This is a genomic window from Streptomyces sp. NPDC006365 (assembly GCF_042870755.1).
In the GTDB taxonomy this organism is placed as follows: Bacteria; Actinomycetota; Actinomycetes; order Streptomycetales; family Streptomycetaceae; genus Streptomyces; species Streptomyces xiangluensis.
In genome coordinates, this window is record NZ_JBIAHS010000019.1 from 178461 (window position 1) to 190571 (window position 12111).

11 protein-coding genes are annotated in these 12111 nt (G+C 70.7%); 4 read left to right on the forward strand and 7 right to left on the reverse strand.

The window, feature by feature from the left end; genetic code table 11:
• Positions 1 to 71: 71 nt before the first annotated feature.
• Positions 72 to 1712 (forward strand): ABC-F family ATP-binding cassette domain-containing protein, encoded by a 1641-nt coding sequence (locus ACFYO0_RS37150; protein ID WP_388685204.1) that lies wholly within the window; start codon positions 72 to 74, stop codon positions 1710 to 1712.
• A gap of 123 nt (positions 1713 to 1835) precedes the next feature.
• Here ACFYO0_RS37150 and ACFYO0_RS37155 read toward each other — a convergent pair whose 3' ends face one another.
• The 3 genes from ACFYO0_RS37155 to ACFYO0_RS37165 form a co-directional block, all read right to left on the reverse strand.
• Complete coding sequence (locus ACFYO0_RS37155; RefSeq protein WP_388685206.1) at positions 1836 to 4217, reverse strand: Tex family protein; 2382 nt, start codon at positions 4215 to 4217, stop codon at positions 1836 to 1838.
• 138 nt (positions 4218 to 4355) lie between these two features.
• Positions 4356 to 4499: an LPFR motif small protein gene (locus ACFYO0_RS37160; RefSeq protein WP_344396012.1), complete on the reverse strand. Its 144-nt coding sequence runs from the start codon at positions 4497 to 4499 to the stop codon at positions 4356 to 4358.
• 106 nt (positions 4500 to 4605) lie between these two features.
• Positions 4606 to 5472 (reverse strand): hypothetical protein, encoded by an 867-nt coding sequence (locus ACFYO0_RS37165; RefSeq protein ID WP_388685208.1) that lies wholly within the window; start codon positions 5470 to 5472, stop codon positions 4606 to 4608.
• Positions 5473 to 5622: 150 nt separating this feature from the next.
• Between ACFYO0_RS37165 and ACFYO0_RS37170 the strand changes: the two genes are divergently transcribed.
• Together ACFYO0_RS37170 and ACFYO0_RS37175 are read left to right on the forward strand one after the other, a co-directional pair.
• Positions 5623 to 6582, forward strand: coding sequence for a GlxA family transcriptional regulator (locus ACFYO0_RS37170; RefSeq protein WP_388685210.1), 960 nt, complete (start codon positions 5623 to 5625; stop codon positions 6580 to 6582).
• 84 nt (positions 6583 to 6666) lie between these two features.
• On the forward strand, positions 6667 to 7302 hold the full coding sequence (locus ACFYO0_RS37175) for a DJ-1/PfpI family protein (protein WP_388685212.1): 636 nt from the start codon (positions 6667 to 6669) through the stop codon (positions 7300 to 7302).
• Here the strand turns inward: ACFYO0_RS37175 and ACFYO0_RS37180 are convergent.
• Positions 7289 to 8038, reverse strand: a complete 750-nt coding sequence (locus ACFYO0_RS37180; protein ID WP_388685215.1) for an enoyl-CoA hydratase/isomerase family protein — start codon at positions 8036 to 8038, stop codon at positions 7289 to 7291. The genes ACFYO0_RS37175 and ACFYO0_RS37180 overlap by 14 nt on opposite strands.
• Before the next feature lie 212 nt (positions 8039 to 8250).
• Here ACFYO0_RS37180 and ACFYO0_RS37185 point away from each other — a divergent pair, with 212 nt between their 5' ends.
• Positions 8251 to 8754: an ATP-binding protein gene (locus tag ACFYO0_RS37185; RefSeq protein ID WP_388685267.1), complete on the forward strand. Its 504-nt coding sequence runs from the start codon at positions 8251 to 8253 to the stop codon at positions 8752 to 8754.
• A 6-nt stretch (positions 8755 to 8760) separates the two neighbouring features.
• Here ACFYO0_RS37185 and idi read toward each other — a convergent pair whose 3' ends face one another.
• The 3 genes from idi to galE form a co-directional block, all read right to left on the reverse strand.
• Entirely contained in the window at positions 8761 to 9354 is a 594-nt protein-coding gene (idi, locus tag ACFYO0_RS37190; RefSeq protein WP_388685218.1) for an isopentenyl-diphosphate Delta-isomerase, read from the reverse strand.
• Between the two features lie 128 nt (positions 9355 to 9482).
• A complete protein-coding gene (locus tag ACFYO0_RS37195; RefSeq protein WP_388685220.1) occupies positions 9483 to 10733 on the reverse strand; it encodes a GNAT family N-acetyltransferase in 1251 nt (416 codons plus the stop codon).
• Positions 10734 to 10928: 195 nt separating this feature from the next.
• Positions 10929 to 11900: a UDP-glucose 4-epimerase GalE gene (galE, locus tag ACFYO0_RS37200; RefSeq protein ID WP_388685223.1), complete on the reverse strand. Its 972-nt coding sequence runs from the start codon at positions 11898 to 11900 to the stop codon at positions 10929 to 10931.
• Positions 11901 to 12111: the final 211 nt, after the last annotated feature.

A 12111-nucleotide genomic window follows, 5' to 3' on the forward strand; every position in this document is an offset into this window, starting at 1 on the left:
GGGCGTGCTTTGCCAAGCACGGAAAATCCCGGCGCTTGTCCACGGGACCGGCGATTAAGATCAGGCCCCTGATGACTGCCACCCTCGTCGCAAAGAACCTCGCCGCCGGTCACGGTGACCGCTCGCTCTTCTCCGGGCTCGATCTCGTTGTCGCGCCCGGCGATGTGATCGGTCTGGTCGGTGCCAACGGCGCGGGCAAGTCCACGCTGCTGCGCATGCTCGCCGGACTGCTGAAGCCCGAGCAGGGCGAGCTGCGGCTCTCCCCGCCGAACGCCACCGTCGGGCATCTGCCGCAGGAGCCGGAACGCCGGCCGGGCGAGTCCGTACGGGAGTTTCTGGCCCGCCGCACCGGTGTGGCAGAGGCCCAGCGCGTGATGGACGAGGCGACGCAGGCGCTCGTCGACGGGGCACCGGGCGCGGACGACGCGTACGCGACGAGCCTGGAGCGCTGGCTCGACCTCGGCGGCGCCGACCTGGACGAACGAGCCGATCAGGTCGCGGACTCGCTCGGCCTCGGCGTCGACCTGAACCAGCCCATGACCGCGCTCTCCGGCGGCCAGGCGGCCCGCGCCGGACTCGCCTCCCTCCTCCTCTCCCGCTACGACGTCTTCCTCCTCGACGAGCCCACCAACGACCTCGACCTGGACGGCCTCGAACGCCTGGAACGCTTCGTGAGCGGACTGCGCGCAGGCACGGTCGTCGTCAGCCACGACCGCGAGTTCCTCACCCGCACCGTCACCAAGGTCCTCGAACTGGACCTCGCCCAACAGCAGATCAGGCTGTACGGCGGCGGTTACGAGGCATATCTGGAGGAACGGGACGTCGCGCGCAGGCACGCCCGCGAGGACTACGAGGAGTACGCCGACAAGCGCGCCGCTCTCGCAGACCGGGCCCAGATGCAGCGCTCCTGGATGGACAAGGGCGTCAAGAACGCCCGGCGCAAGGCGAGCAACGACAACGACAAGATCGGCCGCAAGTTCCGTAGCGAGGCCAGTGAGAAGCAGGCCGCGAAGGCCCGGCAGACCCAGCGCATGATCGAACGGCTCGACGTCGTCGAGGAGCCGCGCAAGGAGTGGGAGCTGCGTATGGAGATCGCGGCGGCCGCGCGATCGGGCGCCGTGGTCGCCACCCTGCGCGACGCGGAGGTACGACGAGGCGGCTTCGTGCTCGGCCCGGTGTCGTTGCAGATCGACTGGGCGGACCGGGTGGCCGTCACCGGAGCCAACGGCGCGGGCAAGTCCACGCTGCTGGCCGCCCTGCTGGGGCGCGTACCGGTGGACGCGGGCCACGCCTCCCTGGGCTCCGGCGTCCTGGTCGGCGAGGTCGACCAGGCCCGCCAACTGTTCTACGGCTCCGAGTCCCTCCTGGACGCGTTCTGCACGGCGGTGCCGGACACCGAACCGGCCGAAGTCCGCACCCTCCTGGCCAAGTTCGGCCTCACCTCGCACCACGTCCTGCGACCGGCAGCCACCCTGTCACCTGGCGAACGCACCCGCGCCGCCCTGGCCCTCCTCCAGGGCCGTGGCGTCAACCTCCTGGTCCTGGACGAACCCACCAACCACCTCGACCTGCCGGCCATCGAGCAACTGGAATCAGCGCTCGACTCATACGAGGGCACGCTGCTCCTCGTCACACACGACCGCCGCATGCTGGACGCGGTCCACGTCACCCGCCGCCTGGAGGTCGCCGGCGGCAAGGTGACGGAACGCTGAGGCGTCAGCCCCTGGGGCGCAGCAGCGCACAGACGAAGTTCTCGGCTGCCTGGGGGCGCAGCCCCCAGTTCCGGGAAGGGGCGGGTTCGGGGAAAGAAACCCCTCACCCGCCACCCACAGTGCTCACCCCCGCCCACGACCCCCCTTGGGGTCAACCAACCCCGCCCGCCGCAACGCATCCGCCATCGCACTGTTGCCGGGTGCGGGCGCCTGCCGCGACCCGCCGCCACCGCGACCCTGCTGCTGCCCACGCTGCTGCTGCGGCGCCCGCCCGCCACGCTGCGGGCGCCCCCCACCGCGTGCCTCCTTAGGCGCAGCCTCGTCATCCAGCCGCAGCGTCAGCGAGATCCGCTTGCGCGGAATGTCGACCTCGAGGACCTTCACCTTGACGATGTCGCCGGGCTTCACGACGTCACGCGGATCCTTGACGAACGTCTTGGACATCGCGGAGACGTGCACCAATCCGTCCTGGTGGACACCGACGTCCACGAACGCGCCGAATGCCGCCACGTTCGTCACAACGCCCTCGAGGACCATCCCGGACGTCAGGTCGGAGATCTTCTCCACACCCTCCTTGAAGGTCGCCGTCTTGAAGGCCGGCCGAGGGTCACGCCCCGGCTTCTCCAGCTCCTTCAAGATGTCCGTCACCGTCGGCAGCCCGAACGTCTCGTCCACGAAGTCACCCGGCTTCAGCGAGCGCAACACCCCCGTGTTGCCGATCAGTGAGACCACCTCGCTGCCCGCCGTCTTCACCATCCGCCGCACCACGGGATACGCCTCCGGGTGCACGCTGGACGCGTCCAGCGGATCGTCACCCCCGCGAATCCGGAGGAACCCCGCGCACTGCTCGTACGCCTTCGGCCCCAGCCGCGCCACGCTCTTCAGCTCGGACCGCGACTTGAACGGGCCGTTGGCATCCCGGTGGGCCACGATGTTCTCCGCGAGCCCGGACGAGATCCCGGACACTCGCGCCAGCAGCGGCGTGGATGCCGTGTTCACGTCCACTCCGACGCCGTTCACACAGTCCTCGACCACCGCGTCCAGCGACCGGGACAGCTTCACCTCGGACAGATCGTGCTGGTACTGCCCGACGCCGATCGACTTCGGGTCGATCTTCACCAGCTCGGCCAGCGGGTCCTGCAGGCGCCGCGCGATGGACACGGCGCCGCGCAGCGACACGTCCATTCCGGGCAGCTCCTGCGAGGCGAAGGCCGAGGCCGAATAGACGGAGGCCCCGGCCTCGGACACCATCACCTTCGTGAGCTTCAACTCCGGGTGCTTGGTGATCAGTTCACCGGCGAGCTTGTCCGTCTCGCGGGACGCCGTGCCGTTTCCGATCGCGATCAGCTCGACCGCGTGATCCTTGGCGAGCCGCGCGAGCTTGGCGATGGCCTCGTCCCACCTGTTGGCCGGGACATGCGGGTAGACGACGTCCGTGGCGACGACCTTGCCGGTCGCGTCGACGACGGCCACCTTCACGCCCGTGCGGAATCCGGGGTCGAGCCCCAGCGTCGAACGTGTGCCCGCGGGGGCGGCGAGCAGCAGGTCGCGCAGGTTCGCCGCGAAGACGTTGACCGCCTCGTCCTCGGCGGCCGTACGCAGCCGGAGCCGCAGGTCGATTCCGAGGTGCACCAGGATGCGCGTGCGCCAGGCCCAACGGACCGTGTCCGTCAGCCACTTGTCGGCGGGGCGGCCCCGGTCGGTGATCCCGAAGCGGTGCGCGACGATCCCCTCGTAGGACGAAGGCCCGTCCGTCGGCTCCTCGGGCTCCAGGACGAGGTCGAGGACCTCCTCCTTCTCGCCGCGCAGCATGGCGAGGATGCGGTGCGAGGGCAGGTCCGTGAAGGGCTCGGCGAAGTCGAAGTAGTCGGCGAACTTGGCGCCCGCCTCCTCCTTGCCTTCCCGAACCCTGGCGGCCAGCCGCCCGCGCACCCACATGCGCTCGCGCAGCTCGCCGATCAGGTCGGCGTCCTCCGAGAACCGCTCGGTGAGGATCGCGCGGGCACCGTCGAGGGCCGCCTGCGGGTCGGCCACGCCCTTGTCGGCGTCGACGAACGCCGCTGCGGCGGCCAGAGGTTCGACGGACGGGTCACTGAGCAGGCCCTCGGCCAGCGGCTCCAGACCCGCCTCGCGCGCGATCTGCGCCTTCGTCCGCCGCTTCGGCTTGAACGGCAGATAGATGTCCTCCAGGCGCGCCTTGGTCTCGGCTCCGCGGATCCGTGCCTCAAGCTCCTCGGTGAGCTTGCCCTGCTCGCGCACCGACTCAAGGATCGCGGTCCGCCGCTCCTCCAGCTCGCGCAGATAGCGCAACCGCTCCTCGAGCGTGCGCAGCTGCGCATCGTCGAGCATCTCGGTCGCTTCCTTGCGGTAGCGGGCGATGAAGGGCACCGTCGAACCGCCGTCGAGCAGCTCCACGGCAGCCTTGACCTGCCGCTCCCGTACGCCGAGCTCCTCGGCGATCCTGCCTTCGATGGACCCTACTGCCATGGATCCGGGTGTCGTCACGATCCCGTACCGCCTTCTCACTGAGGTTGCGCGGCAATTGTGGCAGGTGACACCGACAACGGGGGATCAGGGCGGCGCCGGAACACGAGGAGAGCCGGACACGCCCTTGGCGGGTCCGGCTCCGAAGGCGGTCCGCGGTCAGACCCGGCGGGCCCGCCCGGTGCGTCGCGTGGAGTGCGAGGCGCCGCCGAACAGCCGGGCCAGCGCCCGGAACGGCAGCGTCACCACTGTGGCGAGCGCCGCGCCAATCTGTCGCAACACGTCTGCGATCGCACGGAGCACGTGTTTCTCCTTTCGTCTCCCGGCCTGTTCGTTCGCGGCCGGGGACGTCCGAGTACCGCGGAGAGGCGTTCTGATGCGTGGCCCGCCGCGCGCGCCCGAAAGGTCCTCAGCCCTTGCCGATCATGTCCTCGGGGAACGCCCCCGCTGACAGCGCCGTCGTGAGGAACCCCGTCGCCAGCTCCCGGAGGCGCTCCACGCCCGCCGCGCCCAGGTGCTCGTACGGGGCCCGGTCCAGACGGTCCGTGTCCGACTCGATCTCACGGCGCAGGTCCACGCCCGCCGCCGTCAACTCGCCCTCGGCGTCGAGCAGTCCGCGCTCCCGGAGCCGGCCGGCCGCGGCGTCCCAGTCCTCGCGCCGCCAACCACGCGTGGCGAGGACCCACCTCGGCGACATGCCCTTGCCGGTCGCGGTGTGGCTCACCAGCGCCTCCACGGGGTCGAGTTCCGCGCCGAGCAGCACCGTGAGGTGCCCGTCTCCGCGGTGCTCGCGCAGCAGCGTGGCCGCGTGCCAGAGCGCGAGATGAGGCTCGTCGGGCACCGGCAGGTCCGCGTGTGCCGCGTACAGCGGGCGCGCGGTCCGTACGCAGGCCTCGGTCGACCGCAGCGCGAGCTGAGCCGCCTCGGCCATCTCGGGGGACCCGATCACCTCGTCACCGAGCAGCCGCCGCAGCGTCGCGTCGGCGGCACGCGCGCGTGCCGCGAGCACGTCCTGCGGCGACGCCGTCCGCCACACCTCGGGTACGTGCTTCGCCACCAGCTCATGGCGGAAGTTGTAGAACGTCGCGGTCACCACACCCGCACCCACCGCCCCCATGGCCGCGGCCCGCGCCGCGAGGTACGCGGCATCGCGGTCGGCGACCCCGAGAGCGGCAAGTTCCCGCCCCAGTTCCGGCGAGAAGTAGTGCGCGGAGTGAAGCGGATTGAGGACGTTGTGGCAGCGCCGCCCGGCGCGCTCCTGCAGAGCACTGGTCATGGGCCGCAGGCTAACCGACTGCTCAGTACGAGCGGAATGCCGTGCCGTCGATCCCCCTCGGCAGGCTCCCCCGGCAAGGTCGTCGGCATGGCAGGAAAGGTGGGGTGCTCGTCATTGCGGCCGTCACAGCGCGCGCCAAGAATCGAGCACATGGCACCCCGAACCGTTCTCGTCGTCCTCTTCGAGGGCATCCAGAGTCTCGACGTCACGGGCCCCGTGGAGGTCTTCGCGGGAGCCGAGACCGGCCACCCCGGTACGTACCGCCTCCGCACCGCCACCCTGGACGGCGCCCCCGTGCGCGCCACCAGCGGCCTCACCCTGGTCCCGGACCACGCCCTCGCCGACGCACCCGCCCCGCACACCCTGCTCGTTCCGGGCGGCAACGGAACCCGGAACCCGGACCCGGACCTCGTCGCCTGGCTGCGTGAGCACGGTCCGCGCGCGGAGCGCCTGGTGTCCGTCTGCACCGGCGCGCTCCTGCTCGCCGCCGCGGGGCTCCTGGACGGCCGCCGGGCGACGACTCACTGGGCGTCCTGCGACATGCTCGCCCGCGACCACCCGGCGATCGACGTCGACCCGGACCCCATCTTCGTACGCGACGGGAACGTGGCCACCTCGGCGGGAGTCACCTCCGGCATCGACCTCGCCCTAGCGCTCGTCGAGGAGGACCTCGGCCGCAAGACCGCCCTCACCATCGCCCGCCATCTGGTCGTGTTCCTCCGACGCCCGGGAAACCAGGCGCAGTTCAGCGCCCAGCTCGCCGCGCAGACCGCCCAGCGCCAACCGCTCCGCGACGTCCAGCAGTGGATCAGCGAGCACCCCGGCGAGCACCTGACCGTCGAGTCGCTCGCCGCTCGCGCCAACCTCTCCCCGCGGCACTTCGCCCGCGCCTTCCAGACGGAGACGGGCATGACCCCGGGCCGGTACGTCGACCGCGTCCGCGTCGAACACGCCCGGCGTCTCCTGGAGGACACCGCCGACGGCATCGAGGAGATCTCCCGCACCTGCGGCTACGGCACCCCGGAGGCGATGCGCCGCGCCTTCGTACGGACTCTCGGCGCGGCCCCGGCGGAGTACCGCCGCCGCTTCCGTCCTGTGCCCGCCGACTGAAGCCACCGGCTGAGCTGACTCACTGAGCTCACCGGCCAACTCGTCGAACCCGACAGCCCGATCGACCCGAACGAAAGGACTCCGATGCAGATCGCCATCGTTCTCTTCGACCGCTTCACCGCCCTGGACGCCGTCGGCCCGTATGAGACCCTCGGCCGCCTCCCCGACGCGGAGACCGTCTTCGTGGCCGAGCAGACGGGCCCTGTCCGCACCGACACCGGCGCCCTCGCGATCACCGCCGACAAGACCCTCGCCGAGGTGCGGAGCCCCGACATCGTCGTGGTCCCCGGCGGTCCCGGCCAGTTCTCGCAGATGGAGAACGAGACGCTCCTCGACTGGCTGCGCGCCACCGACACCACCAGCACCTGGACGACCTCCGTGTGCACCGGCTCCCTGCTGCTCGCCGCGGCCGGACTGCTGGACGGCCGCCGCGCTACCTCCCACTGGCTGGCCCTGGACTTCCTCAAGCAGTTCGGTGCCGAGCCGACGGGGGAGCGGGTCGTGACCGACGGCAAGTACGTCACCGCGGCCGGTGTCTCCTCCGGCATCGACATGGGGCTCACCCTGGTCGGCAGGATCGCGGGCGACGAACACGCCCAGGCCGTACAGCTGCTGACGGAGTACGACCCGCAGCCGCCCTACGACGCGGGGTCCCCGCAGAAGGCGCCCGCAAATCTCGTCGAGGAGTTTCGCTCGAAGAGCCGTTTCACCCTGATGTAGTCCAGGTGAAGTCCGGCTGACGGCGCTCCAGAAAGGCGGCGACGCCCTCCGCGGTGTCGCCGCTGCCGCGTGCCTGCTCGGCCCAGTACGCCTGGCGGTCCGTGCGGCCGTCCGCGAACTCCTTCGCCGCGGCCTGCGTCAGTTGCGAGCGCGCGGCCAGTACGCGCGTGAACTCCGCGACCCGCTTGTCGAGTTCGCCCTCCGGCAGTACCTCGTCGACCAGTCCGGTCCGCAGCGCCCGCTCCGCGTCGATCAACTCACCGGAGAACAGCAGGTACTTGGCGGTCGCGGGCCCCACCAGCGACACCAGCCGTCGCGTGGAGGAGGCGGTGTACACGATCCCCAGCTTCGCCGGAGTGATGCCGAACAGCGCGCCCTCGTCCACGAACCGCAGATCGCAGGCGGCCGCCAACTGGCAGCCGCCGCCCACGCAGTGGCCGCGCACCGCGGCGAGCGTCGGCTTGGGGAATGCGGCGAGCGCGTCCTCGGCGCGTACCGCAAGAGCCTGCGCCTCGTCGGCGGAGCCCCGCAGGGTCGAGATGTCGGCCCCGGCGCAGAAGGTCCCGCCCTCACCGGTGAGTACCAGCGTCCGTACGGCGGGGTCGGCGGCCAGTGTGTCGAGCAGTGGCGGCAACGCCGCCCACATGCCGGCCGTCATGGCATTGCGCTTCGCCGGATGGTGGATCACGACGGTGGCGACCCCGTCGGTGACGCTGTGCAACAACTGCGGCTCCATACGCCGGATGCTATCCGCACCCGTACAACCCGAAGAGTTCCGAATTCGGCACAAGAAGGGCAGGGAGCTGTCTCGCGGGCCGTCGGTGTCATACGGGGACGGTCAGAAAGGGGCGATACTTGCTGACTTCTGTTCAGCTCTTGGGTATGCACCACTGCGTTACCAACACTCGACATGTGGTGACAATCGAGCGCAAGGGTGGCGACCGGACGATGGACGACCAAGGGCGGGGGTCCGGCCCACGCCCTGAAGGCGGCGGGGACACGGACGCCTACAGCAGACCGCCGGACCCACTGCCGTACGAGGGAGTCTGGCGGTTCACCGCTCCCTCCGTCGACGCCTCGGTGCCGCAGGCGCGGCACGCCGTCCGTGATCTGCTGGCCCGCCAGGGCGTACCCGCCTCGGACGAACTCGTCCAAGGGCTGCTGCTGATCGTCTCCGAGCTGGTGACCAACGTGGTGCGGCACGCGGCGCTGCTCTCCCCGATGCTCGCGGTGGAGGTCGCCGTCGGCGCCGAGTGGGTGCGGGTCTCCGTCGAGGACAACCACCCCTACCGCCCGACCGCCCTGGAGGCCGACCACGCCCAGACCGGCGGCCGCGGCCTGCTCCTGGTGACCGAGATCACCAAGGAGGCAGGCGGCGCCTGCGACGTCGAACACACCGCGACCGGCGGCAAGGTGATCTGGGCCGCCCTGCCCCTCAAACCCGCACCGTAGAGCTGGTCACCACCCGGCGCCGGCGCCCGTCAGTTCCCTGATCGCGGGGCGGGCCGCGTCCAGGACCGTCATGAACCAGGTGGAGAACGCGTCCCTGACGTGCCGTTCCGTCAGCTCGACGGGCGTCACGAAGGCCGTCGAGCCGACCTCCTCCGGGTCCGGCCGCAGCGGCGACTGGACCATGCCGACGAAGAGGTGGTTGAACTCTTGCTCCACCAGACCGGAGTGCGGGTCCGGGTGGTTGTACCGGACCGTGCCCGCCTCCGCGAGCAGGGACGGAGAGACCCCGAGCTCTTCGTGCGTACGTCGCGCAGCCGCCGCGAAGGGCGCCTCACCGGGGTAGGGGTGGCCGCAGCAGGTGTTGGACCAGACGCCGGGGGAGTGGTACTTGCCAAGCGCGCGCTGCTGCAACAGCAGCCGGCCCCGCTCGTCGAACAGGAACACCGAGAACGCCCGGTGCAGCTGCCCGGGCGGCTGATGTGCGGCGAGCTTCTCCGCGGTGCCGATCGTCGTACCGTCCTCATCGACCAGTTCCAGCAGGATCGCTTCGGCGGAGCCGTTCGACGAGGTGTGCGTCGCGGTGCCACGTGTGATCGGCATACCCATCCTTCGCATCGGATTTCGGGACCCAAGTCTGCCGTACGAACCCGGCACTCCCGACACCACGCGGTGTCCCGCTTGTCCGGTTCCGTCGCGCGGCCGAACCTGGACAAGCGGGGCATCACCGATCAGACGCCGAAAGCGGTCGGATACTTGATCGTGCCCGTCGGCACCGGCGAAGAATCGTCCAGTACCAGTGCCATCATCGCCTCGTCAGGGGCCTCGAAACCGGGCCGGATGCCGTATCCGGAAGCGGACGTGAAGCCGAAGCGCGGGTAGTACTCCGGGTGGCCGAGTACGAGCACCAACCGCTCCCCACGCGCGCGTGCCGACTCCAGCACGGCGCGTACGACGGCCGCTCCGGCGCCCTGCCGCTGATACGGCGGCCGTACCGCCACGGGAGCCAGCGCGAGCGCCGGCGCACCGTCTACATGGCAACGGGTGAGCAGCGCGTACGCCACGACCGTGCCGTCCGCTGCCTCGGCCACGTACGACAGGCCCGGCAGCCAGGCCTCCGGGTCGGCACGCAGCGCGTCCACCAGCTCGGCCTCCGCCTCGGTCGGGAAGGCCGCCGCGTTCACCGCGTACACCTCGGCACGGTCGGCGGCGGTCTCCGGGCGGGTGAACCAGCCGGAGGCGTCCCTCGGCCGCAGTACGTATCCGACGTAGCCGTACTCGCCGCCGTGCTCCCGGCGCTGCGCGATCTCCGCGCGGGCGCCCGCGACGGCCTCGGGCATGCCGGGCCGAGTGAGATCGGCCATGTCCGCCTTGGCGGCGAGGGGGCCGTAGTACTCGTCCCAGTCGGACTCCGGCAGCTGGTACACGTCGACGACGGTGTACCCGGCGGCTTCGGCGGCCCGGCTGTTCTCCTCGGTCGTACGCAGTTCATGGTGGTCCGCCCAGAAGGCGCGGGCCTCCGGCGAGGGCGTGTCGGTGGTCCACCCGCACTCGGTGAGCACGAGCGTGCCGCCGGGGCCGAGAAGGCGCCGCCAGGAGCGCAGCGCGCTGTCGAAGCCGATGATGTACGCCGAGCCCTCGGCCCAGAGGAGGTCGAAAGACCCGTCCGGACAAGGGAGGTGGCCCATGTCCCCCTTGACGGTGCGGATCGCGTCGCCGAGCCCACGCTCCTTGGCGGCGGCCCGCAGTGCGGCGAGGAACGGCTCGTGCAGATCGACGGCGGTCACCTCGGCGCCCGCTTCCGCGGCGAGCAGCAGTGCGGAGCGGCCGGGGCCACAGCCCAGGTCGAGGACGCGTGGACGGGCGGGCAGTGGGCCCGCGAGCGAGAGGAGGCGCCGGGTGGTGACGTCGGAGCCGGGGCTCTGCCGCGGAAGTCCATGGCGCAGGGTGAAGAAGGCGTTGTGTTCAGCGTTGTCGGTCAACGTGGAAACCCTTGGGTGAGGGGCCCGGCCGACGATTGCCTGAACGTCAGCCGCGAGCCCGGGAGTTGGGGATGCCTGAGACGCTGCGCGCGGCAGCGCGGAACACGACGGTCATCAACCCACCTCCCAGATCGCCGGCCACGCTAGCACCGAGGGCGACGACACCGCCTCCCAATAAACCGGCCCTCAACAGCTTCAGTCGGAGTGGTGGAGCTGCCAGCCCCGCCAGGCCGACTCGACCATCTCGCGCACCCCGCGCCGCGCGGTCCAGCCCAGTTCTTCGGCGGCCAGGGCGGCCGAGGCGACCGCGCGCGGGGAGTCGCCCTGGCGGCGCGGTTCGACAAGCGCGGGGCGGGTGTCGCCGGTGACCTCGCCGATGAGCGTCACGAGCTCGCGTACCGAAACACCCTCTCCGCGGCCGATGTTCACCGTCAGATCGCCCTCCGAGCCTGCCGCGGTCAGCCGCCGGGCCGCCGCGAGGTGGGCCTCGGCGAGATCGGCGACGTGGATGTAGTCGCGTACGCAGGTGCCGTCCGGCGTCGGGTAGTCGGCGCCGAAGATCCGCGGGGCCTCGTCGCGGGTGAGCCGGTCGAAGACCATCGGGACCACGTTGAAGACACCGGTGTCGGCCAGTTCGGGTGCCGCCGCGCCCGCCACGTTGAAGTAGCGCAGGCACACGGTGGCGATGCCGTGTGCCCGGCCCGCCGCGCGCACCAGCCACTCACCGGTGAGCTTTGTCTCGCCGTACGGGTTCACCGGGGCACACGGGCTGTCCTCCGTGATGAGATCCACATCCGGGTTGCCGTAGACGGCCGCGGACGAGGAGAAGACGAAGCGCTCGATGCCCGCCCCGGCGACCGCTTCGAGGAGCGTGGCGAGCCCTCCCACGTTCTCCTGGTAATAGCGCGTGGGCTGGGCCATGGACTCGCCGACCTGCTTGCGAGCGGCGAGATGCACCACTCCCGTCACCGTGTGTTCAGCGAACGTCCGCTTCAGTAGCTCTCCGTCGAGCGATGAGCCCTGAATGAGAGGGATGTCCGTCGGCAGCCGGTGGGGGGCACCGGACGAGAGATCGTCGAGGGCGATGACCCGCTCTCCCGAATCGGCCATGATCCGCGCCACATGTGCACCGATATAGCCTGCTCCGCCTGTGATCAGCCATGTCATGGTCCTTCACCCTATGCCTGACCGATCAGCTCCGGCGCCGGCCGCGACTCTTGCCCTGAAAAGCGCCGTTCTGGAACCGCGATTTGGGGCGCGGGGCCCCGATCCATGATGATGATCGCAGCGGACGCGGCAGACAGATCATGCTGATCGGGCCGTGAACAGGCGGTGAACGGCAGTTTCCCATCATCCGATAGCCTCTGCCGACACGCCG

Excerpts from the sequence above, each read along its gene's own strand:
- ACFYO0_RS37150 (WP_388685204.1), top strand. The coding sequence starts at position 72 with ATGACTGCCACCCTCGTCGCAAAGAACCTCGCCGCCGGTCACGGTGAC.
- ACFYO0_RS37165 (WP_388685208.1), bottom strand. The coding sequence starts at position 5,472 with ATGACCAGTGCTCTGCAGGAGCGCGCCGGGCGGCGCTGCCACAACGTC.
- ACFYO0_RS37170 (WP_388685210.1), top strand. The coding sequence starts at position 5,623 with ATGGCACCCCGAACCGTTCTCGTCGTCCTCTTCGAGGGCATCCAGAGT.
- ACFYO0_RS37175 (WP_388685212.1), top strand. The coding sequence starts at position 6,667 with ATGCAGATCGCCATCGTTCTCTTCGACCGCTTCACCGCCCTGGACGCC.
- ACFYO0_RS37180 (WP_388685215.1), bottom strand. The coding sequence starts at position 8,038 with ATGGAGCCGCAGTTGTTGCACAGCGTCACCGACGGGGTCGCCACCGTC.
- ACFYO0_RS37185 (WP_388685267.1), top strand. The coding sequence starts at position 8,251 with ATGGACGACCAAGGGCGGGGGTCCGGCCCACGCCCTGAAGGCGGCGGG.
- idi (WP_388685218.1), bottom strand. The coding sequence starts at position 9,354 with ATGCCGATCACACGTGGCACCGCGACGCACACCTCGTCGAACGGCTCC.
- galE (WP_388685223.1), bottom strand. The coding sequence starts at position 11,900 with ATGACATGGCTGATCACAGGCGGAGCAGGCTATATCGGTGCACATGTG.